The following is a 26826-nucleotide window of genomic DNA, read 5'->3' on the forward strand; positions in this document are numbered from 1 at the left end:
AATTTTATTGTGTACGCATACTATATTCGATTTAATTGTTTACTTTTCGATATACAATTGAAACCCATGCAACACGATTTTGACTACATAATAATTGGGAGCGGCTTTGGTGGCTCTGTAAGTGCTTTACGACTTTCTGAAAAGGGGTACAAGGTACTTGTGATTGAAAAAGGGAAATGGTATAATGCAAAGGATTTTGCCAAAACGAATTGGAATCTAAGTAAATGGCTATGGATGCCTTATTTGCGTTTTTTCGGGATCATGAAAATGAGTGTTTTTAGGCATATTGTTGTAATATCGGGTGCGGGAGTTGGTGGCGGTTCTTTGGTCTACGCCAACACATTACCCATTCCAAAAACTAATTTTTACAAATCAGGAAGTTGGAGTGCACTCGAAGATTGGGAGACGGAACTGAAGCCTTTTTACCAAACGGCACTTAAAATGCTTGGCGCTTCAAGAAATCCAAAATTATTTGACAGTGATATTGCTTTAAAAGAACTAGCAAAAGAGTTGGGACGCGAAGATCAATTTGAGCATCCTGATGTAGCAGTATTTTTTGGCAAGGAAGGGCAAAACGTTAAAGATCCCTATTTTGATGGCAATGGTCCTGACCGTGCTGGATGTACTTTTTGTGGAGCTTGTATGACAGGTTGCAGGCATAATGCCAAGAACACATTGGACAAAAATTACCTTTATTTAGCCCAAAAGAAAGGCGCAGAAATTCTTGCCGAAAATGAAGTATATGATGTAAAACCGATTGATAAAAAAGAGGGTGCAACGGGTTATAGTGTTAGCCTAAAGTCCAGTACTAGTCTTTTTAAAAATAAAAAAGAGTACACTGCGAGAGGCGTAATATTCTCTGGTGGAGTATTAGGAACCGTAAAGTTATTGCTAAAGCTAAAAGAGAAATCTCTGGTTTTACTATCTGATAAATTAGGCGATAATATTCGAACAAATAACGAAACGCTAATCAGTGTTTCTACTTTGGATAAAAATAAAAATCTATCAAAGGGAGTGGCAATAGGTAGTTTGTTGCACACTGATGAAAATAGCCATTTAGAAATGGTGCGTTATGGCGAAGGTTCGGGTTTTTGGAAGCTACTTCATTTACCGCTGTCTAATGGGAAGAATATAGTAACACGTCTTGCAAATATGACCAAACAAATAGTTAGGTTTCCTTTGAGTTACTTCAAAATCTATTTTGTAAACAGCTGGTCAAAAAGTACTACTGTTTTGTTATTCATGCAATCTATCGACAGTACTTTGAAGTTCAAAAATAATGTTTTCGGTGGTATGTCTTCCTCTGTAAGTTCAGGCGTGAAACCCACTGCAGATATTCCGGCATCTATAGCACTCACTAAAAAATACAGTGAAATAATTGGTGGCAAACCTACTTCTTTCATACTGGAATCCATCGCAGGAATTCCCTCGACCGCTCATGTTTTGGGAGGAGCAGTAATGGGTAAGGACAGTTCAGAAGGGGTTATAAATAAGAACAACGAAGTTTTTGGATATAAAAATATGTTCGTTATTGATGGTGCGATGATATCTGCAAATCCGGGCGTTAACCCATCCCTTTCTATCACTGCAATTGCTGAAAGAGCGATGGCAAAAATCCCGTTTAATAAGGATCGGTTTTCTAATAATTAAATAAAAGAACGCTAAATTGATTCTACTTTTTCAATTCTATACCTCGCTTATATTAAATTAATTGTTTAATTTAGGGATGTAAAATAGGAAACAACAAGTCAATCGAAGTAGTAGCATTTTTGATTGACTTTAAAACCACTGAATTATCAAAAAGAAACTCAAATCAGCAAAGCAAGGAATAATCGAAAGACTACATCGGGAGCCTTATTATAGCCATCCTAGATTGAAGTTTATTCCCAATATTATTGTCAATCTGGTTAGTTTTGCCATTTCATTCGCCGTTGTAGCCGGTTTATTATTTTTGCTATTACGTTATTTGACAAATAAATTTTACCATTTAAACTAGATTACTTTTTTCGAAAATCATATTGGATTCAATTAATTCAGCTATGCTTTAGCTGTCATGGTTGATCCAGCCGATGCGACTACTACAAATACAACAGCTACAACCTCGTTAAGAGCAAGGTATTCCTGTAAAAATATCAGTGCACAAATAGAAGCGGCTGCGGGCTCCAAGCTCATTAGAATACTAAATGTACGAGCTGGAAGTTGGCCAAGTGCTTTCATTTCTAATGTAAACGGAATGGCACTAGATAAAAGGGCAAGCGCTACCCCTAAAGAAAGAAATGTGGGTGTGATATTACTGAGTCCATTTCCCATAATTCCAAAAGGGACAATCAATAGAGAAGCAAAGAGCATTCCGGTCGCAACGGCCTCTCCGTCTTTCATTACTTTTGAAACTTTCCCTCCTAAAACGATATAAAAAGCCCAAAAGGCTCCTGCTAATAACGCCAATAAAACACCTAGAACGTTTATACCGTTATTTGTCCACGGAGCAATTAAAACAATTCCTGCTGCTGCCAGAAGTACCCATAAATAATCGATGAAACGTTTTGAACCAAAAACAGCAACCAGTAAAGGACCTATAAACTCTAGTGTTACTGCCAGTCCAATAGGAATTCTCTCTATAGACATATAAAAAATTAAATTCATAGCTCCCAGACACAATCCATAAGGAATTACAACTTTCCATTGCTTAGGGGTAATCTTAAATAAATTAGGTTTGTAAACTGCGAAGAGTATGATTGCCGAAATACCAATCCTCAGCGAGGCAGTTCCAGCAGCGCCAATAGCAGGAAATAGCCCTTTTGCAATTGCGGCACCAGACTGTACACTTATTATTGCAAAAAGTACGGCTGGTATTGGAGGTATGTTGAGTAGTTTATTTTTCACTTTATTTTTTAATTATTTAGTAATCAAAAGTACATAATTTATGATAATGGGAGTTTATAATATACTAAATGATTATTAAAGCAATAGAGTCATACTATGTAACAAATATCACCATGTACAAACAATAGAATGTCTAAATTTGCGTGCTAATGAATAGGCTATAAGAATTAATTTTTTTCGATTTTGCCGGTAAGTATATCTTTTCAAACCAAATAGAAATCTAAATTATAGCTATACAATTGCTCATAACAAATCTAAAAAGATTCTCAACGAATCTTTAATTCAACATTATTAAAAAATAAAAAATGTCGTTTAAAAAACCAAAAAAATCAACCCTACAAAATATTGCTTTTATTGTCTTTTTAGGCTTGGTTTTGTTTAGTCCGCTAGGGACTTTTTTAAAAGTACAAGTCAGTCGTTTAATGTCCTTTTCTCCTAAAACGATAGAAGTAAGCGAACAGAAAAAACTTTCATCATACCAATGGCAATTGCTTGATGCTAATGGGAACACAGTGTCTTTGGAAGAATATAAAGGAAAAATAATTTTCGTTAATTTTTGGGCCACCTGGTGTCCGCCTTGTATTGCCGAAATGCCAAGTATGGACAAACTATATGCAGACTACCAGGACAAAGTAGGGTTCTTGTTTGTGACTACTGATTCTTTCGAAAAAGCGAATGCCTTTTTAATGAAAGAAAATTTACAGCTTCCTGTTTTTCAATCTGTTTCTAATCCACCTATAGATATGGCATCTGAAACGATACCGGCAACTTATGTTATTGATCAGCATCAGAATGTGATAATAGCAAAAATAGGCCCTGCAGATTGGAACAGTGATGCATTCAGATTAAAACTAGATGATTTACTGAAAGACCAATAAGGGAACAAAACGGTCAGTTTTCATTACTTTTGAAATAAATATCAAGAAATGGGTTTCAAGCATTTATTTAAAGCAAAATTGGATTGGTTTTCCAAGGGAAAAGAGGCGGATTCAACTACTAGGAATTATACAAAAAGCCATACGATTGCGATAGAGGGAAAAGAAATTTTAAATGTTTCGGCTGCAAAAGCTTTCAAAGGAGATCCGCAATTATACAACCCAGAAGATCTACTATTAAGTAGCGTCGTTTCTTGTCATATGATGTCGTATTTATATGTTTGTAGTCAAAACGGAATAGAAGTGCTTTCTTATTCTGATGCAGCCGAAGCAACACTTGAGGTTTTAGAGAATGGTTCAGGTCGTTTTACTGAAGTGCGACTTTATCCTAAAGTTACTATTAGCCAAACTGAAAAAATAAACGAAGCATTAAGCTTGCACGCCAAAGCGAATGAACTTTGCTTTATTGCCAATTCTTGTAATTTTCCTATTGTACATTTTGCTAGTTGTGAAGGTGTGTGAATTGTAAAAAAAAAATCTGTAATTCAATGAATTACAGATTTTTTGTGGAGTCGCCGAGAATCGAACTCGGGTCCAAACAAGCAACTAAAAGGCTTTCTACACGTTTATTTCCTGATTAGATTTTCGATAGTGAGCCAGGCCAGAAACAGCCACCCAATACTTATCTTCTTTATTTCGAAGTCCACCCGAAGCTTATGGAAATCTAGGTTTAAATTTACGATTCACCTTTATCGACCGCTATAAACCAAAGCTTTCGAGGTAAATCCTGCTTTCCTATCTAATAGGAACTAGGCTAATCTTACTATGATTCAGATTATGCAGCAAGAGCGTAGTTTCCTTCGCCGTGTATGTGTTTTGAAACCTTTTATTAACGAGAATTGTCCCAGTTCTCCACGTGCTTACTTTTCAATTCGACTTGCTGTCAAAACCAGTCGACCCCTTTATTTATATTCAAAGGATTAATTTGAAAGTGCAAAGGTATTCCTTTTTAACAGAAATAGCCCCATTTGCATTACTTATATTACCTTCAATAATCATTCCTTTTTTATTCGTCAGCCAATTTGAATGGATAATCACCAAATAACGTTGCCAAATTTTTTACTTTGTAAGTTCTTCGGTCCATTTTGTTCGACAATGCAATTATGGTCACTTTTTCGTCAGGCATAGTAATGTAGGCTGAAGTATTTCCGTGCCACCAACCATTATGGAAGTAGAAGTTCTTTCCAGTGTCCCAGTTGACCATGCGTATTCCTAGACCATAATTTTTTGTTCCCTTATGTTCATTGCTATACGCTATATACGCTAGCTTTAATAACTTAGGGTCAAGAAAATTGGCTGAATTACGACCATCGTCAAACTTCAATAAATCTCTAGGTGTCGAGTAGATGTTTTTATCACCATATATCGCATCTAGGTAATCCATATTAACTAAGGAAAAATTCCCTCTATACGATGGAGTTGCAGTTTTCTTGTCTTTCTCATAATCGAAGACATAGGTGTCTGTCATTCCCAATGGTTTGAAAATAATTTTTTCCATGGCATCTATATACTTCATGCCCGTTACTTTTTCTATAACTAGTGCCAATATGGCATAATTAGTATTGCAGTAGCTGAACCTAGTATCCGTTTTGAATTCTAAATCAATTCCTTTCGTGGCCATAAGCGTCAGTATGTCCTGATTGGTTAAGATCTTATGTCTGTCCCAAATCCCCTTTTTTTCCGTGAAGTAGGCATAATTACGCATACCTGTTCTGTGGTTCAGTAAGGTTTTGATGGTAACATTAGGATAAGGAAACTCCTTTAAAAGCGTGGTAACTTTTTGGTCCAAAGTCAGTTTCTTTTCGCTTATCAACTTTAGTACCGCGGTGGCTGTAATCACCTTGCTTACTGACGCTATGTGAAGCGGGGTAGTACTGGTCATGGGTGATTTTTCTTTATAGTTGGCATAGCCATCGTATTTTTCGAAAATAATCTGCCCATTTTGCGCTACTAAAAGCCCACCATTAGCCCCTTGACGTCCCCAGTTTTTACTGTAAAAAGATTCTATTGATTTTTTTTTGTTGTCAATGTATTGCGTACTCAGTTTTGGCCCAGCTTTTATTAAAACAACTGAGTCAGCAGCTTTCTTTTTTGAGGATTTAGATGTTGAGTCATTCTTTTGCTTACAAGAACTCAAAACCAATAACAGCATGAGTATTTGTAGTATATTTGCTTTTTTTATGAAAATCATTTGTGTGGTTCTATGAGAAGCAAATATATAGAATCAATCTCTGTAGTTAGGTGTTTTTTTTAAACCTTAACAGTATTTTATTAAGACTAATAAATGCCTATTTTTCTATCATTTTGGGCATCAGCTTTTAATAGTTTTAGACCTTTTAAAATTTTCATGAAATCAAGTATATTTCAGCTTATATTGTTATATTTGTAACAATACGACCTAATAAAGTTATATTAAAAACTAAAGCATTAATTAAGATATGAAATTCGGAATTTTAAAAGAAAGAAAGAGTCCACCGGACAGAAGAGTAGTTTTTTCACCCAATGCATTAGTGCAGTTAAAACAGCTTTTTCCTGATGCTATTGTAAAAGTGGAAAGCTCTGACATTCGAATATTCACAGATGATCAATATAAAAATTTAGGAATTGAAGTTGCTGAAGATATTAGTGATTGCGATGTTTTATTTGGGGTGAAGGAAGTTCCTGTGTATAATTTGATTCCAAATAAATCTTATTTCTTTTTTTCGCACACTATAAAAAAGCAACCCTATAACAGAACGTTATTACAAACAATTCTGGAAAGAAACATCACAATGTATGATCATGAAACTATAGTTGACGCTAATGGGCGACGATTAATTGGTTTTGGAAGATACGCTGGGATTGTAGGAGCATACAATACTATTCGTGCTTTTGGGATAAAATTTGAATTGTTTAAATTACCAAAAGCAGAAACGCTATCTGGAAGAGAAGAGTTGATTGCGCAATTAAAACGTATTGTTTTTCCTCCTATTAAATTTGTAGTTACTGGAAGTGGTAAGGTAGGTAGTGGAATAAAGGAAATCCTTGACGCTATCAAAATTACTGAAGTATCAGTTGATAATTTCTTGACAAAGAAATATGCTCAGGCCGTTTATACTCAAATTGATGTATTAGACTATAACAAGCGTATTGACGGGCAGGTTTTAAATTGTAAAGATTTTTACACTAACCCAAAAGAGTACGTGGGTAACTTTGAACGTTTTACTAAGGTTTCTGATATTGTGATTACAGGGCATTTTCATGGAAATGAAGCGCCAGATATTCTTACTAAAGCCATGTTACAGTCTAAAGATTGTAAAGTAAAAGTAGTAGGTGATGTGTCTTGTGATATCGATGGTCCTATAGGATGTACACTTAGAGCCTCTACCATTGCAGAGCCTTTGTATGGCTATTTACCTTCGGAGCACAAGGAAGTAGATGTTTTTCACCCGGCCGCTATTGTGGTTATGGCAGTTGATAATTTACCTTGTGAGTTGCCTAAAGATGCTAGTGAGGGTTTTGGAGCTATGTTTATGCAGCATGTGATTCCTGCTTTTTTTAATGGTGATAAAGATGGAATTCTAGAAAGAGCTAAAATGACCGAAAACGGTAAATTGACGCCAAGATTTAGTTATTTACAAGACTTTGTGGACGGAAAAGAATAATGTTGTTTCAAGATTGTTGTCTTGAAATTAAGAATAAAAAAAAGAGCTTTGAATCACTTCAAAGCTCTTTTTTTATGGGTTTTGCACAAGGGATAGTAGCGAAAATCCTTTTTTATCTCGTTTTTAGGACGAGACTAAAAAGATTGAAGCGAATAGCCCGACCCGCTTTTTTTGCGGGATGTGCCCAAATGCAACAGCTATTTTTTATCTACAACTGGTCTATTTTCTCTATTAGCCAATTCCCAGGCAATTGTGAAAGCAAATTTTGCTCTTTTTTCTAAAGCATCGTATTCGATTTTGTCAGGCGTGTCACTTTTTTGGTGGTAATCAGCATGAACCCCGTTAAAAAGGAAGACGGAAGGAATACCATTTTTTGCGAAATTATAATGATCAGAGCGCTCGTAAAAATGTTGAGGATCCATAGGGTCATTGTATTTCAAGTCTAAATTCATTTGCGTGTATTTGTCATTTGCAGCGAAGCAGATGTTGTGTAAATCACTCGATAAACGATCAGCACCAATTAAATATACATAGTTGTTTGAATCAGGATGGAATTCATCACGACGGCCTATCATATCAATATTGATGTCGGCAATAGTATTTGCTAATGGAAATAATGGGTTTTCAGAGTAAAAACGCGAACCGTGTAAACCGTGCTCCTCGCCAGTAACATGAAGAAAAAGGATGGACCTTTTAGGGCTGTGACCTTCTTTTCTTGCTATTTCGAATGCTTCAGCAATTTCAAGTAATGCAACTGTTCCTGATCCGTCATCGTCAGCACCGTTATAGACATCTCCGTTTTTTACCCCTACATGGTCGTAATGTGCGGAAATAACAACCACCTCTTCTGGTTTTTCAGAACCTTTAATAAACGCCCAGATATTCTCTGAATCAGATAAGCCTTCATTGCGTTTTGCGTTTAGGTAAGCTGCTGGAATGGGTTGATAAAAGTTAGTGGCGCCTTTAGGAAAAGAAACACCATTTTTTTCATATTGACTAATTAGGTAAGCACCAGCTCTTTTTTGTCCAGGCGAACCAGTTTCACGACCTTCCATTCCGTCAGAAGCGACAACATAAAGATGTGTTTTTAATTCATTTGCTGTAATAGAAGCCATGTATTTTGTTGGGTCAGAATTGTCTTGGGCGACAGCTTCTTTGGTAGTGGCACAACTGATGCAAAGAGTCAGCAGTAGGCTCAATGAAATGATTTTTTTCATTATGATTTAGTGAAGATTTATAAAAGTGTAAAAGGCAAACAATAAAAGTAATAAAATTATTATGATGAAGTTTATAAAAAATAAAAATATCGTTTTTATGAAGGAAACCAGTCTTGATTCGCCATAAAAACGATGATGAGCTGGAAAAAAGTAATAAAGCATCCAGCCAAAGCCTGCAAAATATATTAATCCGCTTATGAAACTTGTCGTACTGGATTTTTCAATTAACAAAAAGATTTTATCAGTAAGGAACAGGATTAAAATAAGTAATAACAAGAATGAAAAATAATGGAGGGTAAAAATACCGTGGTCAAAATAGTACCACTTTTTTTTGTTGTGAAAAAGCCATAGAAAAAAAGCGAAAATAGGCAGGTAGATAAATAATACTTTTGGAAAATCATGAAGGAAGGAAGTTCTGAATTTTGCTATAATTTCATCTATTGTATTATGCTCAGTCACTGTCAAGACCTTCTTAATAATTGAATATTCAAAGCTACTGTATTTGTCTTCTGCTTTGCCAAATTCTTGGATGGAGTCTAATTCTCTAACTGTTTTAATTCCGAAATTTAATGGTTTTTCGGCCTGGTCGTTAAGTTCAACCGATTTATTGATCGTTTTTTGAATGGAGTCTAAATTGTCTTTTGCAAGTTGGTCCGGATGGATCAGTTTATTTATTTTTAAATCAGTCGTTTGTTTTGGGTTGGGATCGGAGAGTTCGATTTTATTATCTGGAAAGGCACCAATCAAGAAAAACGTAATGAAACTGATAAAAATATAAAGGCGTATTGGTGCCAGATAGGATAGCCTTTTACCGGACAGGTATTCCTTTGTAAGGGTTGCCGGTTTGAGAATAAGGTTTTTGATGGTTTTCCAGAACGCATTTTCGTAATGGGTCAAATCCTCAAAGAAATGGATAAAAAGCTGATGGAAAGTTTTTCTGATATCTATGTTTTCCTGTCCGCAGTTAGAGCAGAATCTGTTTTGTACAACATATCTGCAATTTAAGCAAGTCTTATCTTTTCTTTGAGGATTTTTACTCATAATAAAGAAATTTTGGGGTTATGAACCCTAGTTACTTTTTTAGAACTTCATGCAGGAAAAGTTTTAAATGTTCAAAAGAGCGCTTTGCCGCTTTTTCATTGTATGCAGCTCCTTTAGAATTGTCGTCTCCGTATTCAGGATTGGTAAATCCATGTACCGCATTCGCATAATAAATCATTTGCCAGTCGGCTTTTGTATCACGCATTTCTTGTTGGAAAGCGGTAATTTCTTCTTTTGATTCGTACGGGTCATCAGCACCATGACATACTAAAACAGGAACTGTGATAGGTTCAATAGCTCTGGCTTCGTCTCTTGCTAAACCACCATGAAAGGAAACCACGCCTTTTACATTTAGATGTGCACGAGCGGCTTCAAGCGCACCTGTACCACCAAAACAATACCCGATAACTACAATGTTGTCAGGATTAGCTCCAGCCTTAATCAATTGATCTAATGCTAAACAAATTCGTTTTTGATATTCGGTGTAGTTCGTTTTATAGTAACCAGACTTTTGACCCGCTTCTGCATTATCTTTTGGATAATTACCCGCTCCATAAATATCGGCAATAAAAGCGTAGTAGCCTAAGCTTGCTAAATCAGCAGCTATATCTTTAGATGCTTTATCAACTCCTCTCCAGGCTGGAAGGATAAGGATTCCCGGTTTTTTGGAGCTTTTCTTTTTCTTTGGTGAAATTTCAAAACCATTTAAAACCTGATTTCCGTCTTTGTAAGTTGTCGCTTTTAACTGTGCGAAAGAGCTGTTTGAATAGATAAGGAGCCCCAGAATAAAGTATTTTATATTTTTCATAATGCTATATGTTTGTATGTACAAATATCCGAAATTAAATGGCGAACTATTAAATGTCCTACTAATTTACAGTTTTTTTAATAATTGTTTAGCAACAGAATAAAGTATTTTACTATTGGTTGTCACTCCTATTGCTATATAAGAGCATAGGAGTAGAGGTTTTTAACAAAGATTGATTGCTCTTTAACTGATGAGCTGGCTAAACTATTTAAAAAATAGTGGTACTTTATATTTTTCCTTTTAATGGAATTTCAGTTTCTATGATTTTCTATGTGGTAAAAAAAAGGCTTGTACTAATTAGCCGCAATGTCTGGCTGTAACTTTAAAGGCTAATGTTTCTTTTAAAAGCACAACCCAATTCAATCATGGAATCTGTTTTGGCAATTCCTTGAATGGTATCAATTTTTTCATACAGCAACTTTCTCATGTGTTCATGGTCTCTTGCTATCATTTTTATATATAAGGTAAAAGAGCCTGTGATAAAATAACATTCCGTTACCTCAGGGATTTTTTTCAACTCATCAATGACTCTACTAGAATCCTCATCTTTATTTAAGGTAATTCCTGTAAATGCACCCCAGTCATAGCCTATTTTTTTTTCGTTGATTATTGGCTTTATACCAGTAATAATTCCTTGCTCCATCAGTCTATTGATACGCTGATGCACCATGGTGTTTGATATTTTTAAAGTAGTAGCAATTGCCGAGTAGGCCATACGACCATCTTTCTCTAATTCTTTTATGATGTTAATATCAAATTCATCTAATATATCCATGAAATTTTTTTTAAATTTAAATGCGTAACTTTATTAGCTATAAAAGTAATTATTTTTTTCTTTTTCCGGTAGAAATGCAGATTTAATTTTTATAAAATGACTTTTAAAACTGTATTTTTTAGTAAAATTAGTTTTATATAACAATTAATAAGTCAAAAACGTCTATTTTTATTGCGAAAGACAAAAATATTTGTAGTTTTGTATTTCAGAATCATAAAAATAAAACATATCATGGAACAAAAACATCAAACACTCTCTTCAAAGGCAGAAGCGTTAATCGAAAAAGAAAATAAATATGGAGCCCATAATTATCATCCATTACCGGTAGTTCTTGAAAAAGGAGAAGGAGTTTTTGTATGGGATGTAGATGGTAAAAAATATTATGATTTCTTATCTGCATATTCAGCAGTAAATCAAGGACATTGTCATCCAAAAATTGTTGGGGCAATGGTAAAACAAGCACAAACATTAACATTGACTTCTCGTGCTTTTCATAATGATCAGTTGGGTGTTTTTGAGGAATATGTGACTAAATATTTTGATTTTGACAAAGTATTACCAATGAATACAGGAGCCGAAGCAGTTGAAACGGCTTTGAAAATTTGTAGAAAATGGTCTTATGAAGTAAAAGGAATTCCTGAAAATCAAGCACAAATTATTGTTTGTGAGAATAATTTCCATGGAAGAACTACAACTATCATTTCGTTTTCAAATGACGAAAATGCACGTAAAAACTTTGGTCCGTTTACAGATGGTTTTATTAAAATTGCCTATGATGATATTGACGCTCTAGAAGCAGCTTTAAAATCAAGTTCAAATATAGCAGGTTTCTTAGTGGAACCTATTCAAGGAGAAGCTGGAGTTTATGTTCCTACCGAAGGTTATTTAGCAAAAGCCAAAGCACTTTGTGAAGCTCATAATGTATTGTTCATTGCAGATGAAGTTCAAACAGGAATTGCTCGTACAGGAAGATTATTAGCAACTTGTGGAAATTGTTCTTGTGAAAAAGGATGTGAAAATAAACCAGAAGTGAAACCAGATATCCTTATCTTAGGAAAAGCAATTTCAGGAGGTGTATATCCCGTATCTGCGGTATTGGCTAATAATGCTATTATGAACGTAATCAAACCAGGTCAGCACGGTTCCACTTTTGGAGGGAATCCTGTTGCAGCGGCTGTTGCGGTTGCAGCTCTTGAAGTAGTTCGTGAAGAAAACTTGTCCGAAAATGCAGAACGTTTAGGAATTATATTAAGAAAAGGACTGAATGATATAGCTTCTAGAAACCCACTAATCGAACTAGTGAGAGGTAAAGGTTTGCTAAATGCTATAGTAATTAATTGTGATGAAGAGTCTGATTTAGCTTGGCAAATTTGCTTAAGATTTAGAGACTACGGTTTGTTGGCAAAACCAACACATGGTAACAAAATACGTTTTGCTCCGCCATTAGTTATTACTGAAGCTCAAATTCAAGACTGTCTTGCAATCATAGAAAAAGCGCTTAACGATTTCAAATAAATAAATTATTATGGAAAGAGCTATAAAATTAATAAAAAACCGGTCTGACATCGGAGCTGGAACACGCGGCTCTGATATGGGGATCGACGCTATTGAAATTGCTGCTATCAATCAAAATAGCGGTTACTTTAATAGGTTTCCTTTTGAGGATGTTAAGACGCATAACGAAAGTATCTACGACAAGAATAATAATAATTTTGCCAAAAGAATCGAGCATGTTGTAGAGCAATGTACGCGTGTTAGTTATGCCGTAAAACATAATATTGAAGCTAATTACTTTCCTATAGTATTATCTGGTGATCATTCTTCGGCATTAGGAACAATAAGTGGTATTAAAGCAGTTTACCCTAGAAAAACACTAGGTGTTGTTTGGATTGACGCTCATGCTGATTTGCATTCTCCGTATACCTCTCCTTCGGGAAACATTCATGGTATGCCTTTATCTGCAGCACTTGCTGATGATAATTTAGATTGTCAAGTCAATGAAATTACTCCTGAAACAAAAAAACACTGGGAGGACATGAAAAATATTGGTTGTCCTGGTGCAAAAATTGACCCAGGAAATCTAGTCTATTTTGGTGTTCGTGATACTGAAGAAGCAGAGGATAAACAAATTGAGAAATTGAAAATCAGAAACTATATGGTTGCTGAAGTTCGTTATAGAGGTTTGCAAACTTGCGTTGATGAAGCCTTAGCTAAATTATCAAATTGCGATATGATTTACATCTCTTTTGATGTCGATTCAATGGATTGTGATATGATTTCTTATGGTACTGGAACTCCAGTTCCAAAAGGCTTTGATCAATTTGAGGTGATTGAAATCATCAACCAAATTGTGAAGAGTAAAAAAGTCGTTTGTTTAGAAGTAGTGGAGGTAAACCCTTTATTAGATACCAAAGGAAACAAGATGGCCGAGACCGCATTTGAAGTTTTAGAGCAGGTTACAGAAACAATCGATTTATGGATCGCTTAAATCCCTATTTGATTTTATATACAAATCCCCAGAGTCTAGTAGTATAGATTTTGGGGATTTCCTTTTTTAGTAGCTAATACCGTCATTCGTTACAACCCATTTGGTCTCAAACCCTTTTACTAAGCGCTGGCAGGAGCTTTTGGCTACCCTCTCCTTCGGAGAGGGGTTGGGGGTGAGGCTTGTCGCTCTGCCACTGTCAGTAAAAGTGGTTTTCTACCTCCATGGGGTTTTCACTACTACCGGGGCTAGGGGATATATGGTTTAATTCGTTTGTATGTGGTTTCCCGTAAAGTTTATTTTTAAGAAGGAGTTATATTTGAAAATGAGTTGATTATCGAATTATTTATTCAGATTTTTCGGAGATTAATTTGTATGTTTGAAAAAGTAAAATAAGCTACAGTTGTGGCACAAAGTCGCCCAAAGGTGGTTGGATTGGAGCTACTTTATGGCTCCCATAAAGGAGTTGTGAGACATTTTGCAGAACGAACTCAGGTAGATTTAATCAATTATTCATTAAAAAATCAAAATAGACTATGACAAAATTCTTGTTTCTATCAACACTATATCTATCATTAATTAATCTTTCATTTTCTCAATATAAACATCCTTTGATTGAAAATGTAGAAATAGAACTTGAACATCATGGTGTAAAAAAAAATGTTTTGGACGGAGCAAAACTAAAATGCTCTAAAACGCTGACGGGCCCAGATGAAACTAGATTTAGAGTATATTTTAGTGCAAAATTTTACGATTTTTCTACAAAAAAAACTTTAGATTTTAATAATATATCTGTAGTTGATGTAGACAATAAAATCCGCTACCGACCTGACGGGGTTATTCAATATGGCTTCTCAAATGGTTTGTTTGCCGATAAAATAGAATTGATAGAAAACGAAGATCCATTCATAAGATATTCACAAAATGGAATTGAAAACTTTGACTTTTATTCTAAAGCACTTGTTGCTAATTTAAATGAGAAATATAGATATAGATTAAAACCTGAAGCTTTTAAAAGTAATAATTTAAAACTAACATTCAGTTTCCCGATTTTTAAAACTCAAAAAGATTCGGGGAGCTTTAAAATATACTGGAAAGATAAAGTAATTGGAGAGTTTAAAATTAAAGATGGTGTGCCTGTTCAATAGCTTTTAAAAATATAAATTATAATAAGATAAAAACGTCTCACAACAGCGGTAGCGGACGAATTATCGTTTTTAAATCGTATTTTCGTTTAACCGAAAAATCTCGCATCTTTATTCCCCAAGCTCGCAAAGCGCCAGAACATTACCACACATATGAGGAAAATTCAGTATCTAATAATATTATTCATTTTTTCTAGTTGCTCTAATTTAAAATATTTAGATGCTTATGACGGTTTTAAAAATGAACCAATAGAAGTTGAATCTATAACCTATAGAATAACATATACGGATAGTTTATCTAAAGAAGAAATGCGCTTTAAAGTTATTTCTTCCTATGATACTAAAGGACGAAAAGTTAAAAGCAAGGATTTTAAATCAGATGGCTCTCCCAGTTCTGGAGGAACTAAGTATACTTATGACAAATACGGAAACGAGATTAAAAATATTTTTTATAACATCGATAGTTCTATAAATGTTCAAAACAATTATAAGTATAACAAATATGGACAACAAACGGAAAGGGAATATATAAGTGGAGGGAAAAAATCTATAACCAAAAACGATATTGACAGAAAAAACAAACTGAATAGAGAAATTATTAGAGAAAGCGATGGATCTATTTCCAGTAATTCATTACTTAAGTATAATAGTAAATGGAGAGAATTTGAGATAATATTTTATAACAATTTAGGAAACCAAGAGTCTAAAATTGCATTTGAATATGATGAAAACGGAAATGAAATTCTATCTAAATGGTATAGTTCCGAAAATATGCTTTATACATTGTATAAAACTACATACAATTTCAATAATGATAGAATAAAAATTGAAAAATTTAGTATTGCTAATGGAGAGAAAAAGTTGATAGAGAGTACAAAATTTGAGTACAAATATGACTTGCACGGAAATTGTATCGAAGAAAAATTACTCTATAACGGAAAACCATCTTGGATAACAAGAAATAATATAAAATACCTGTAGTAGCCCGGCTACCTCAAGAATCATTTGGTGTGATACGTGAACAGCGCACTAACATAAAAGTTCACCTCTGCTTTCCTTTGAATAAATTTAGTGTTTTTTATTAAATACAAAGTAAAGTGTCGTCTGCGATGAGTACCTACTTAAATTAAAAAATAAATCGTAGCGCTTGCAACTTGAATAACTCCTATTTAAGCTGAAATTGATTAGCGCGAAAGAGATTAACTGAATAGTAATTGTAAAGAAACAAATACTGTGTTTTGTACTGAAAAGTGAACCGTTATGGTGAATTGGTATTGAGCCGCGTTGCAAACGCTCTGTATTGTTTTCATAAGTAAGCAGGTACTCGATGCAATCGAGCACCAGAGGATTCTTCGCAATGAACTGTGTATAATTTATCAAAACGAACACAAAAGTTCGCTAATCAAGAACTTTTGTATGTATTTGCCTTATATTTAGACGATATGAAAAGAATCATTGCCAAAAAGACATTGAGAGATTTTTGGGAAAAGCACGCTGATGCTGAGCAATATTTAAAGACTTGGAACGAAACGGCTAAGAATTCAAATTGGAATTCACTAAATGAAATCAAACAAACGTATATTAATGCAAGTATATTGAAGGACAGCAGGATTGTATTTAATATAAAAGGAAATTCATATCGACTTATTGTAAAGTTCAATTGCGAAAGGCAGTGGGCATTCATTAGATTCATTGGGACACATGCTGAATATGATAAAATAAATGCGGACACAATTTAAACTTAAGAATTATGGAAATTAGACCTATTAAAACAGAAAGTGATTACGAGCAAGCGCTAGAAAGACTTGAAGTACTATTTGATGCAGCTCCTAATTCAAAAGAAGGTGATGAAGCAGAAATTTTGACAATGTTAATTGATAATTACGAGAATCAATATTTCCCTATCGAAGCTCCAGATCCCATTGAAGCGATTAAAATCAGAATGGAAGAAATGAATATAAAGCAAAAAGATTTAATTGGGATTATTGGAGGAAAAAGCAGCGTCTCGGAAGTATTAAATAAGAAAAAAAGGCTAACAGTTGATATGATAAGAGAACTTGAAAGAGTTTTAAATATTTCGGCATCTGTATTAGTGAATAATTATCAATTGACTAAATAAAAAATACAATCAAGTTTGCTAGAGATTTCTCAAAACACAGTTCTATCACTTAACAAAAAAGGAATTCGATTAAAAATTTGATTTGATTAAAAATGAATACTAAATCTAGGATAGCGTCAATAGTAAAAGGGAATAGTTTAGACGCATCAGTTACCGGTTTGCCATCTTTTCATTTATCAGAACTAAGTATTCAAAATGATTTGGAATTTCAATTACCAACCAATATAAGGTTGGGGCATTTGGCAGAAAAAATTGTTTCTGAACTGATTAAATCCTCTGTCAATTACAAGGTGCTATGTGAACATTTTCAGATAATTGAAGATCAGAAAACCATAGGTGAAATTGACTTTATCATTGAAAATAGAGTTGATAAAAAGATAATTCACTTGGAATTAGCCTATAAATTCTACCTGTTTGATCCTAGTATTTCTATAGACCCTATAAACAATTGGATTGGTCCCAATAGAAACGATTCTTTAAGCGAGAAATTAGACAAGTTAAAAAGGAAACAATTCCCTTTATTGTACCATAGTTGCACAGCATCAGAATTTAATACTATCGATATTGATACTGTTTCTCAAGCACTTTGCTTATTAGTTTCCTTATTTGTGCCCTATGAATTTAAAACCAAATTATCTCCCGTTTATGAGAAAGCCATTAAAGGGTATTATTTAGATTTAGAAACCTTTCTTAGCCTTGATAATCCTGAAAAATCCTATTATTTACCTTCAAAAAAAGAGTGGGGAATGGAAGCTTCTGAAAATGGAATTTGGAAACCTTATAAAGAAATAGAAGATCAAATTGCTACAAGTATAAAAGAAAAACAGGCGCCATTGTGCTGGCAAAAATACAAGGGAACTTATATTTCTTTTTTTATTGTGTGGTGGTAGCTTCAAAACCTAGCGTTTACAAAGTGGTTCCTGAATGGTAACTAGGGATTTCATCAAAGAGCTTTTTCACAATACTTTATTAGCGTGATTGTATCTGTGCTCGTAATGACCTTTTATGTAAATGCTATTATGAAAATCATTCGCGATTCATAGCCCTGATGGCAGTGGCATCTCCCGATTTAGAAAAACAAGGCTTTTTTAGCCGTAGTTTTTATTAAGAGGGAATATAGCGTACAGCAGGAGGAGACGTTTTTGAAAACGAAGATCGTTCTGCTCCAAAAGAAAAAAAGTCATCGATTTTGCCTGTAAACTAATAATCAGAGTGTAAATTGGGAGAATGACAGCGTTGTTGATCTAATTAATTATTCTACTGATGGTAATTTTTTTAAATTTACTGTAACACATTTCCAATAGTACACTCTTACTGTAGAAGCTATTAATATCTAAAATTATATATATGAAAAGAATTGTATTAAGTGGTCTTGTGCTTTGTTCCGGTTTAATGGTGCAGGCACAGTCCATCGATAAAATTATTAGTGTCAAAAAAGTAACTGAAGTAGAGACGGTACTTGCGGCAGATGATATGCAAGGGCGTAGAGCCTTTACGCCAGGAATTGATAAAGCTTCGGGATATATTGAGTCACAATTCAAGAAAGCAGGCTTACAAACCTTTAATGGTGCGAAGGATTACAAGCAGGAATTTGCGATGACAGAAGCCAAAAGAAAAAGTCTGGAGGTAACAATTGACGGTAAGGCTATTGATGCAGGATCAATGATTTCGTTCTCATACCAGCCTCAGGTTTCTTTTACGGAGAACAGTCCTGTTGCCGTGGTGAATATTAGGGCTGGAGATTCTTTTGGACCTAAGTTTTATGAGTACTACCAAAGCGATAAAAACCTACTTGTTCTTGTGGATGATTCGTTTAGGAAAGTAATCCCTAATATGCAACACATGCCCCAAATGGCAGCGACTCCAGGAAAGAATACTGTCGTGTTTGTTTTTGGTCCAACGGAGGCGACGCATTTCTCTATTGAAGCGACGAATGCGATTACGACTCAAAAATTAAATAATGTGGTTGGGGTTTTGAAAGGAAAAAGTAAACCTAATGAATATGTAATATTTTCGGGACATTACGATCATCTTGGCGTAGGTTCTCCGGCAGAAGGGGAACAACACGACGCTACTGATTCGATTTATAATGGTGCTAATGATGATGCAGCGGGAACAACGGCTGTAATGATACTTGCGGACTATTTCAAGAAATTAAATAATAACGAGCGTTCTATCATCTTCACCGCTTTTGTAGCCGAAGAATTGGGCGGATATGGTTCTAAATATTTTTCGAAACAATTAGATCCAGCGCAAGTTATGGCGATGTTCAATCTTGAAATGATAGGAACGGAATCGAAATGGGGAAAAAACTCGGCTTATATTACTGGTTTTGAGAAATCAAGTATGGGTGAAATTCTACAGAAAAACCTAGAAGGATCAAAATTTAAGTTCTACCCGGATCCGTACACGGACCAACAATTATTCTATAGATCTGACAATGCTACATTGGCAAGACTTGGAGTTCCTGCACATACAATTTCGACTTCTAAAATGGATAACGAACCCAATTACCATAAAGCAAGTGATGAAATAGGAACTTTAGATATGAATAACATGACCGAAATCATTAAAGCCATCGCGATTAGTTCGTCTACAATCATCAGCGGAAAAGACACGCCAACGAGAGTGGATACTGCGAAGTTGAAATAGATAAAACAACTATTTGTTTAAATTGATAACTAGTAAAAGCCCAAAATCTACTGATAGATTTTGGGCTTTTTTTTTTATTGTAAAATTTGGATTGACTGATTTGAACCCCACTATTTTCTAATTGGAGTAGTATTTTTTTCTAAACCAAAAAGCGACGTTTACCAATGCAATTAAAGCGGGAACTTCTACTAGTGGACCAATTACTCCTGCAAATGCCTGCCCGCTGTTGATTCCGAAAACACCAATGGCAACTGCAATTGCTAATTCAAAATTGTTTCCCGTTGCCGTAAAAGCAATAGCGGTACTTTTTGAATAATCAGCACCAAAATATTTTCCTGTAAAAAAACTAATGACAAACATGATTGTAAAGTAAATTACAAGTGGAATTGCAATACGAACGACATCCATTGGGATTTGCACAATCATTTCTCCTTTTAGGCTAAACATAATTACGATTGTAAATAATAAAGCGATTAGGGTAATTGGAGAAATAAAGGGAACATATTTATTTTGGAACCAATCTTCTCCTTTTAAACTAATAAGAGCATAACGGCTTATGATTCCTAAGGCAAAAGGAATTCCTAAATAGATACCTACACTTTCAGCAATTTGTGCAATGCTAATGTTAACTTCGAAGCCAGTGTAACCAAAATAGGGTGGGAGAATCGTTATAAAAATGTAGGCATAAACGCTGTAAAGCAATACTTGGAAAATACTGTTTAAAGCAATCAATCCTGCGGCATATTCTCTGTCACCATCGGCAAGATCATTCCATACTACAACCATGGCAATACAACGGGCAAGACCAATAAGTATTACTCCTATCATGTATTCCGGATAACCGTTTAAGAAAGTTAAAGCCAAAACAAACATTAGAATAGGGCCAACAATCCAATTTAGGAAAAGAGAAGCGCCTAATACTTTTGTGTTTCTAAAGACTTGGCCCATTTGTTCGTATTTCACTTTGGCAAGTGGTGGATACATCATCAGGATTAGCCCAATTGCTAACGGAATATTTGTTGTTCCGTTTGAAAAGGAATTAATGAAACCGCTACTAGAAGGGATAAAATACCCGATGGCTACTCCTAATGCCATGGCAAGGAAAATCCAAAGGGTTAAGTAACTATCTAAGAAGCCTAATTTTTTTCTTTCTGCTACTGGAGCACAATTATTTGCCGACATATTTATTTTTTAATTTGTGAGAATACATAAAAGAGCTCAGTAGCAATTTGCATGCTTCTTTCGTGATATTTTTCTTCTTGTTGTGTCGTATTATCAAAAGCCTTTGGATCTTCAAAAGTAATTGGAATTCTTTTTTCGGCACCAGCAATAAAGGGGCAGCCGCTATCAGCACTAGAACAAGTTAAAATTGCTGCAAATTCAGCTTGTGGATTAAAATCATCATCATAGGTTTTAGAGAAACCAATAATAGGATGTTCGTTATCCGTATATTTAATACTGTAAACAGGATTCTTTCCTTCAGACAGGGTTTTTACTTTAAATCCAGATTTAGCAAGTGTTTGTGCGGCCATTGGGAACATAGCAGTAGCCTCAGTACCTCCGGAGTAGCAAAATACATTGCTGAAATTAAAATAAGACGCCGCTGTTTGTGCCCATACTTGGGACAAATGACTTCTCCTTGAATTGTGCGTGCAAATAAAGTTGAGTCTGATTTCTTCTTGATTGCTTGTTTTTATTTGGATAAAATCTATCAACGGTTGCAAAATAGCTCTGCGCTCTTGCGAAATATTTTCTGGATGAAAAGAAAGTATTTCCTTCTCGATTGCAGGGAAAATCTTGGTTTTTGATGGCATCATTTTCGGTAGTGAATTTTAGATTAGCAACAACCTCCACCAGGAGTACAGCTGTTATTTTGACTTGGTATTTCAGATATTTTTACTTTTTGTTTATCTTTAGGAATTCCACATTGATCTTCCGCTAGACATGCAGTAAGTTTGTTTACCAAAGTAAAATCTTTTCCGTTAAAACCTAAATCGTATTTCCCGATCGTATCTGATTGGTATTCGACTTCTATTTCATGATCTTTAATGCCTAACACTTTTTCAGATAGTTCAATAATATCCAATAATTTTTTTGGTTTCAAGCGGTGTTCAAAATCATTGGCATCCCATAACTGGAAGTTTACAACGATTTCTTCTCTTACTTTTCCACCACAGTCAATAAAATTCTTAGTGATTAAACCTACTTCTGTGACATGAAAATGTTCTGGTACATAAGTTCCGTTTGGTAATACAAATGTTACATTTTCTAGTGTACTCAACTGTTTTTTAATTTCTGATAGTTTCATGATTTTAAATCTTTATAATTAACAACATTGATTTTTTTTGTTTTCTAAATAGCTATTGATATTTTCGAAAAAATCTTTTATTTTCTCGAAACCTTCTTCGTTAAGACAATAGCAGATTGCATTTCCTTCAAAGTTTCCTTTTATAAGTCCAGCATTTTTTAATTCTTTCAAATGTTGGGAAACTGTGGGCTGGGCAAGGGGAAGCTCGTTTACGATATCGCCGCATACGCAACTGTTTACCTTGATTAGGTGTTGTATTATGGCAATACGGGCCGGATGTCCTATTGCTTTTGCTAAGACCGCCAACTCGTTTTGCGCCTCAGTGAAATGTTCTGTTTTAGTAATTCCCATCGCTATATATTTATATTGCAATATTACGATATAAATAAACGTAAAAAAAATATTGATTGCTTTTTTTTTACAAAAATCCCAACTGAATCAAAATGGCACTTGATTCAATTGGAATAATTTAAGGAAATTGATTTGGCATTAATTTTTTGATGTAAATCCAGAAAAATATTATAAGGTGAATGTTGCTTTAGGTATGGCATGAAATCCCACTTTTTTTACTTTGTTTTCGATTTCATCGATAGCCACCATTTTACTTGTGTGAACGGTAAATTCCCTTGGAAAAATACTGGTGTTTAATATAACGTCTACTATTCCGTCAATTTCAGAGATACTGTTTTTAATTTGTGAAAGATCAGCATCTTCCTTGGCATTTGTTCCAAATGTTTTTCCATGGTTTCCCGGAATTACGTTTTTTTCTAATATTCCCATATTTTAATTTTTTAAAATTATTGCTATTTGTTTTGCTGAAATTTAGTAGGTTTTTCAGCAGTTTAAATTTAAGGATTTATCAGATTCAATAGTCAAAAAGGAGTACTTTTTTTTACAGCCTCATCAAACTTAATTTGAGGTAGAAATTATTGCGGTTGTTTATTATCGTTGAAAAAAGGCTTCAGTAAAAAATGAATTTATTAAAGGAAGGAGTTCAATTATTTTAAGGGTAGTATTTTTTTTGTTTCTATTTAGAAATGATTAACTTAGTGTGTTGAAAACTAACAATTTGAAAATATAAGCAAGATGAAAAAGAAAGATATTAAATCAAACACTAAAGGCCAAAAAAAAGAGTTAGATGACAAAAATAAGTTGCCAGACTCTCTATTGTATCCCCCAACAGAAGATATTTACAACAAATTAAAAAAAGAGGGAGATATAAATCCTGCCGATATCACTAAAAAAAAGATCCCTGTGGAAATTAATAATCGTAGTGAATTGAATGAAAAGAACTTTGAGGACGATATGTCTGGTGGAGATTTAGATATTCCTGGATCTGAATTAGATGATGCACAAGAAGAGATAGGGAGTGAAGATGAAGAAAATAACCATTATAGTATTGGTGGAGATAACCACAATGACTTAGAAGAGGATAATGGTTAAAACCTGTAAGTAGAAGTTATTGAAAGTACTGCCATTTTTGTTCAAAATGGCAGTGCAATAAGTATTGGTGAAAACTTAAATAGTTTTAACCTCTAATGAATCTCGTTAAAAGTATACAGCGCAAATAGGACCACCAGAATAAAGAGTACAACAAGATTAATTAAAATTATCAAGCTGCTTTTGTACAATGATGTTAAAAAGTCATGCTGGTAGTAACGACGATGCGCAGGGAAAAAATAGTAAATCATCCAGAATATTCCAACTGATTTTATACTAAAACGAATCCAATCCGTAACTGGAGTGGTGGCAAATAGGAGCATCACTTTCTCAGTCAGAAAAAGAGTTAAAATTAGCAAAAGTAAAAAGGAAAAATAATGTAATGTAAAAATTCCGTGATCAAAATAATACCATTTTTTCTTGTCATGAAATAACCAAAGCGTTAATGCAAAAAAGGGCATGTATAAAAATAGAACCTTTGGTATGTTACTCGTAAAAGCATACATGAATTTTTCAACAATTTGCTCATTTGAATTTTCTTCTTTTACTGCGAGCCATTTCTTTAGAAACCAATATTCTGTCTTACTTACTTTTATTTCGTTATCGCCATGTTTTTGGATTGAATCTAGCTCTGTTACGGATTTGTATCCAAAATCAGCTACTTCTTTATTGTTGGATTTTCCGTGGTCAATTTCGGTGGTCTGTTGTAGTATTTTAATTATGGTGTCATTATTTTTTTGGGAAAGAATCCCCACCTTAGTTAAGCCATTGACACTTTTTTCCTCAATATGCAAAGAGTCGATGGTTGGTATTATTAACTCTTTATTATTTTTCGTATCCTTTAAAATTACTTTTGTGTTTACCGTTTCGGTTGGAAAAAGTGAAATCGTCAAGAACGTCACAAAACTGATAAATATATACAACCTGACTGGTGCTAAGAATGACATTCGCTTTCCATCCATGTAGGCTTTAGTCAAAGCGGCGGGTTTGAAGAATAAGTAAACTATTGTTCTCCAAAACGAGTTGTCGTAATGCGTTAAGTCTTCAAAAAAATGAATGAATAGATGATGGAAAGTTTGACGGCTTGGAGTGTTTTCTTGTCCGCAGTTAGGGCAGTACAGTTCCTCTACAACATGATCACAGTTTAGGCAGTTTTTATCTATACGTAATTTATCTTTTGACATGTATTATTTTGAATCAATTCAGGGTTGTAAATTTATTACAATTTCAACCGATTTTTATGACTTTTTATTGATATTTATTCTTTAATTAACTATTAAAACGATATAGTACTAACTAATATTAGTTTAAGATGGTATCAAGATTAAGCCTTTAGTTGTAGTTTTTAATTCGATAAATAAAATGATTAGAATTTAAGGAATAGGTAAATAGATAAAAAATAAATACCGACATGCTGCATAAAATAAAAATCGTAACTTTTATATAGGTTTCAACAATAACCATAAGTGCCATGTCATTGAATAAATATATCCAAAAGCGTAATTTTAGTTCGACTAATGAGCCTAAAGCTGAAATTGTAGAACCTAGAAGAGAATTGATTTTTGTAGTTCAAAAACATGCTGCATCACATTTGCATTATGATTTCCGTCTGGAAATGGAAGGAGTCTTAAAAAGTTGGGCCATACCAAAGGGACCGTCTATGAATCCCATTGATAAGAGACTGGCGATAATGGTTGAGGATCATCCGTATTCTTATAAGGATTTTGAAGGCATTATTCCTGAGGGAAATTATGGTGCGGGAAAAGTGATTGTTTGGGATAGTGGTAGTTATACTTTGACTGAGAATACTGAAAACATCGAAAAAACGTTCAATGAAGGTTTGACAAAAGGGCATTTGGCTTTTGTTCTAAAGGGAAAAAAATTGAAAGGAGAATTCACATTGGTTAAATTAAAAGGAAAACAGGAAAATGCCTGGCTGCTGATTAAAAAAAAGGACGAATTTGCAATAGCTGATGATATTTTGCAACAAGATAGATCGGTGATTTCAAATCAAACTTTAGAAGATATGGTTTAATGAAAAAATAGTAAAACTATTAATTCTTATAAAAACCAAAACCCGCAACAAATAATATGTTACAGGTTTTAGTCCAAAAAACTAACTTGTTGAAAATTGGGTATAATTAATTATTGTACACGTTTGTACCGTGCTCATGAATATCTAAACCATCTATTTCTTCTTCTTTGGTTACTCTCAATCCCATAGTTTTCTTTAAGATAAACAATACGATGAAAGAGGTAGTGATTGCCCAAGCTCCAATTGCAAATACTCCAATTGCTTGAACTCCTAGTAAATTGAAACCTCCACCATAAAGTAAACCACCATCAGTTGCAAATACACCAACTAATAAGGTACCTAAAGCACCACATACTCCATGTACAGAAACTGCTCCAACTGGATCATCTACCTTTAATTTTTTATCAATAAACTCAATGGCAAAGACAACTACTGTACCGCAAATAAGTCCAATAAAAGCGGCTCCAAACGGGCTAACTGCTGCACAACCTGCAGTTACTCCTACTAGACCTGCTAATACTCCATTTAAAGTCATTGAAATATCTGGTTTTCCATATACTGCCCAAGTTACAAACATAGCAGCCAAAGCTCCTGTTGCAGCAGCAATATTTGTCGTTATAATGATACCTGCAACTGCAGTAGCATTATCTCCTGAAATTGCTAATTGAGAACCAGCATTAAATCCAAACCAACCCAACCAAAGGATGAAAACCCCTAGTGCTCCTAACATAAGATTGTGACCTGGGATCGCATTTGATTTTCCGTCAGTATATTTTCCTATTCTTGGTCCAACCATGATTGCTGCTACTAATGAAGCCCATCCTCCTACAGAGTGCACAACTGTTGATCCAGCAAAGTCAATAAAACCTAAGTCAGTTAACCAACCGTCACCTTGCCAAACCCAGTGTCCTGAAATTGGGTAGATAAACACAGTCATCATCAAAGAGAAGATAAGGTATGTTGAGAATTTTGTTCTTTCAGCGATTGCACCTGATACAATTGTTGCGGCAGTTGCGGCAAATACAGTTTGAAAAAACAAACTGTGCATGTCTTTGACACTATCAAAAAACAAGCTTGGATTCCCTATAAAAGATCCAATAGAATCACCATACATGATGGTGTACCCAATAGCCCAAAACCCGACAGTACCGATACAAAAGTCCATCAAATTCTTCATTATTATATTTCCACTGTTTTTTGCTCTTGCAAAACCAGTTTCCACAAGTGTGAACCCAGCTTGCATGAAAAACACTAAAATTCCGCAGATTACCACCCACATTAAGTCTAATACAGCATTCGTATCCATAATATATTTTTTTATTTATTAGTTTTAAAAGTG

Annotated in this window: 27 protein-coding genes and 1 other RNA gene; 14 read left to right on the forward strand and 14 right to left on the reverse strand. The window is 34.4% G+C overall.

Going from position 1 to position 26826, the window contains the following annotated elements; all coding sequences use genetic code 11:
• The first annotated feature begins 66 nt into the window (after window positions 1-66).
• On the forward strand, window positions 67-1650 hold the full coding sequence (locus BLV91_RS08735; RefSeq protein WP_091431918.1) for a GMC family oxidoreductase: 1584 nt from the start codon (window positions 67-69) through the stop codon (window positions 1648-1650).
• A 387-nt stretch (window positions 1651-2037) separates the two neighbouring features.
• On the opposite strand, the gene BLV91_RS08740 is transcribed toward BLV91_RS08735, so the two are convergent.
• Window positions 2038-2883, reverse strand: coding sequence for an EamA family transporter (locus tag BLV91_RS08740; protein WP_091431920.1), 846 nt, complete (start codon window positions 2881-2883; stop codon window positions 2038-2040).
• 305 nt (window positions 2884-3188) lie between these two features.
• Here BLV91_RS08740 and BLV91_RS08745 point away from each other — a divergent pair, with 305 nt between their 5' ends.
• Both BLV91_RS08745 and BLV91_RS08750 read left to right on the forward strand, forming a co-directional pair.
• Window positions 3189-3761: a TlpA disulfide reductase family protein gene (locus BLV91_RS08745; protein WP_091431922.1), complete on the forward strand. Its 573-nt coding sequence runs from the start codon at window positions 3189-3191 to the stop codon at window positions 3759-3761.
• Window positions 3762-3809: 48 nt separating this feature from the next.
• A complete protein-coding gene (locus tag BLV91_RS08750; RefSeq protein WP_091431924.1) occupies window positions 3810-4280 on the forward strand; it encodes an OsmC family protein in 471 nt (156 codons plus the stop codon).
• A 42-nt stretch (window positions 4281-4322) separates the two neighbouring features.
• On the opposite strand, the gene ssrA is transcribed toward BLV91_RS08750, so the two are convergent.
• Window positions 4323-4719, reverse strand: a transfer-messenger RNA (tmRNA) gene (gene ssrA, locus BLV91_RS08755).
• Window positions 4720-4824: 105 nt separating this feature from the next.
• Window positions 4825-6009 carry a serine hydrolase domain-containing protein gene (locus BLV91_RS08760; protein ID WP_175513984.1) on the reverse strand — a complete coding sequence of 395 codons (1185 nt, stop codon included), beginning with the start codon at window positions 6007-6009 and terminating at the stop codon, window positions 4825-4827.
• Window positions 6010-6256: 247 nt separating this feature from the next.
• Between BLV91_RS08760 and BLV91_RS08765 the strand changes: the two genes are divergently transcribed.
• Window positions 6257-7462: an NAD(P)-dependent oxidoreductase gene (locus tag BLV91_RS08765; RefSeq protein ID WP_091431926.1), complete on the forward strand. Its 1206-nt coding sequence runs from the start codon at window positions 6257-6259 to the stop codon at window positions 7460-7462.
• 197 nt (window positions 7463-7659) lie between these two features.
• On the opposite strand, the gene BLV91_RS08770 is transcribed toward BLV91_RS08765, so the two are convergent.
• From BLV91_RS08770 to BLV91_RS08785, 4 genes are all read right to left on the reverse strand, one after another.
• Window positions 7660-8679 (reverse strand): M28 family peptidase, encoded by a 1020-nt coding sequence (locus BLV91_RS08770; RefSeq protein WP_091431929.1) that lies wholly within the window; start codon window positions 8677-8679, stop codon window positions 7660-7662.
• 6 nt (window positions 8680-8685) lie between these two features.
• On the reverse strand, window positions 8686-9720 hold the full coding sequence (locus BLV91_RS08775) for a DUF3667 domain-containing protein (protein WP_091431931.1): 1035 nt from the start codon (window positions 9718-9720) through the stop codon (window positions 8686-8688).
• A 31-nt stretch (window positions 9721-9751) separates the two neighbouring features.
• Window positions 9752-10528, reverse strand: coding sequence for a dienelactone hydrolase family protein (locus BLV91_RS08780; protein ID WP_091431933.1), 777 nt, complete (start codon window positions 10526-10528; stop codon window positions 9752-9754).
• 322 nt (window positions 10529-10850) lie between these two features.
• Window positions 10851-11303 carry an Lrp/AsnC family transcriptional regulator gene (locus BLV91_RS08785; RefSeq protein ID WP_091431935.1) on the reverse strand — a complete coding sequence of 151 codons (453 nt, stop codon included), beginning with the start codon at window positions 11301-11303 and terminating at the stop codon, window positions 10851-10853.
• 231 nt (window positions 11304-11534) lie between these two features.
• Between BLV91_RS08785 and rocD the strand changes: the two genes are divergently transcribed.
• The 8 genes from rocD to BLV91_RS08825 all read left to right on the forward strand — a co-directional run bounded on the left by rocD (window position 11535) and on the right by BLV91_RS08825 (window position 19704).
• Window positions 11535-12818, forward strand: a complete 1284-nt coding sequence (gene rocD / locus BLV91_RS08790; protein WP_091431937.1) for an ornithine--oxo-acid transaminase — start codon at window positions 11535-11537, stop codon at window positions 12816-12818.
• 10 nt (window positions 12819-12828) lie between these two features.
• Window positions 12829-13791, forward strand: coding sequence for an arginase (rocF, locus tag BLV91_RS08795; protein WP_091431940.1), 963 nt, complete (start codon window positions 12829-12831; stop codon window positions 13789-13791).
• A 608-nt stretch (window positions 13792-14399) separates the two neighbouring features.
• Window positions 14400-14936 carry a hypothetical protein gene (locus BLV91_RS08800; protein WP_139262310.1) on the forward strand — a complete coding sequence of 179 codons (537 nt, stop codon included), beginning with the start codon at window positions 14400-14402 and terminating at the stop codon, window positions 14934-14936.
• A gap of 150 nt (window positions 14937-15086) precedes the next feature.
• Window positions 15087-15914 (forward strand): hypothetical protein, encoded by an 828-nt coding sequence (locus tag BLV91_RS08805; protein WP_091431945.1) that lies wholly within the window; start codon window positions 15087-15089, stop codon window positions 15912-15914.
• 461 nt (window positions 15915-16375) lie between these two features.
• Window positions 16376-16672 (forward strand): type II toxin-antitoxin system HigB family toxin, encoded by a 297-nt coding sequence (locus BLV91_RS08810; protein ID WP_091431948.1) that lies wholly within the window; start codon window positions 16376-16378, stop codon window positions 16670-16672.
• An 11-nt stretch (window positions 16673-16683) separates the two neighbouring features.
• The gene (locus BLV91_RS08815; RefSeq protein WP_091431950.1) at window positions 16684-17052 is read left to right on the forward strand and encodes a helix-turn-helix domain-containing protein; all 369 of its coding nucleotides are present in this window, start codon (window positions 16684-16686) and stop codon (window positions 17050-17052) included.
• Between the two features lie 92 nt (window positions 17053-17144).
• Complete coding sequence (locus BLV91_RS08820) at window positions 17145-17942, forward strand: DUF1853 family protein (RefSeq protein ID WP_091431952.1); 798 nt, start codon at window positions 17145-17147, stop codon at window positions 17940-17942.
• A gap of 457 nt (window positions 17943-18399) precedes the next feature.
• Window positions 18400-19704, forward strand: a complete 1305-nt coding sequence (locus tag BLV91_RS08825; RefSeq protein ID WP_091431955.1) for a M28 family peptidase — start codon at window positions 18400-18402, stop codon at window positions 19702-19704.
• 117 nt (window positions 19705-19821) lie between these two features.
• Here BLV91_RS08825 and arsB read toward each other — a convergent pair whose 3' ends face one another.
• The 5 genes from arsB to BLV91_RS08850 all read right to left on the reverse strand — a co-directional run bounded on the left by arsB (window position 19822) and on the right by BLV91_RS08850 (window position 22792).
• Window positions 19822-20886: an ACR3 family arsenite efflux transporter gene (gene arsB / locus BLV91_RS08830; protein WP_091431959.1), complete on the reverse strand. Its 1065-nt coding sequence runs from the start codon at window positions 20884-20886 to the stop codon at window positions 19822-19824.
• A gap of 2 nt (window positions 20887-20888) precedes the next feature.
• Complete coding sequence (locus tag BLV91_RS08835) at window positions 20889-21521, reverse strand: arsenate-mycothiol transferase ArsC (protein ID WP_091431961.1); 633 nt, start codon at window positions 21519-21521, stop codon at window positions 20889-20891.
• 20 nt (window positions 21522-21541) lie between these two features.
• A complete protein-coding gene (locus BLV91_RS08840) occupies window positions 21542-22012 on the reverse strand; it encodes a DUF6428 family protein (protein ID WP_091431964.1) in 471 nt (156 codons plus the stop codon).
• Window positions 22013-22030: 18 nt separating this feature from the next.
• Window positions 22031-22363, reverse strand: coding sequence for an ArsR/SmtB family transcription factor (locus BLV91_RS08845; protein ID WP_091431968.1), 333 nt, complete (start codon window positions 22361-22363; stop codon window positions 22031-22033).
• A gap of 168 nt (window positions 22364-22531) precedes the next feature.
• Window positions 22532-22792, reverse strand: a complete 261-nt coding sequence (locus tag BLV91_RS08850; protein ID WP_091431970.1) for a hypothetical protein — start codon at window positions 22790-22792, stop codon at window positions 22532-22534.
• 306 nt (window positions 22793-23098) lie between these two features.
• On the opposite strand from BLV91_RS08850, the gene BLV91_RS08855 reads away from it, so the two are divergent.
• Complete coding sequence (locus BLV91_RS08855) at window positions 23099-23455, forward strand: hypothetical protein (RefSeq protein WP_091431972.1); 357 nt, start codon at window positions 23099-23101, stop codon at window positions 23453-23455.
• Window positions 23456-23547: 92 nt separating this feature from the next.
• Here BLV91_RS08855 and BLV91_RS08860 read toward each other — a convergent pair whose 3' ends face one another.
• The gene (locus BLV91_RS08860) at window positions 23548-24636 is read right to left on the reverse strand and encodes a DUF3667 domain-containing protein (protein WP_175513985.1); all 1089 of its coding nucleotides are present in this window, start codon (window positions 24634-24636) and stop codon (window positions 23548-23550) included.
• A 287-nt stretch (window positions 24637-24923) separates the two neighbouring features.
• Between BLV91_RS08860 and BLV91_RS08865 the strand changes: the two genes are divergently transcribed.
• Window positions 24924-25487 carry a DNA polymerase ligase N-terminal domain-containing protein gene (locus BLV91_RS08865; protein WP_091431974.1) on the forward strand — a complete coding sequence of 188 codons (564 nt, stop codon included), beginning with the start codon at window positions 24924-24926 and terminating at the stop codon, window positions 25485-25487.
• A 106-nt stretch (window positions 25488-25593) separates the two neighbouring features.
• On the opposite strand, the gene BLV91_RS08870 is transcribed toward BLV91_RS08865, so the two are convergent.
• Entirely contained in the window at window positions 25594-26793 is a 1200-nt protein-coding gene (locus BLV91_RS08870) for an ammonium transporter (protein ID WP_091431978.1), read from the reverse strand.
• Window positions 26794-26826: the final 33 nt, after the last annotated feature.

This window comes from Flavobacterium degerlachei, from assembly GCF_900106645.1.
In the GTDB taxonomy this organism is placed as follows: Bacteria; Bacteroidota; Bacteroidia; order Flavobacteriales; family Flavobacteriaceae; genus Flavobacterium; species Flavobacterium degerlachei.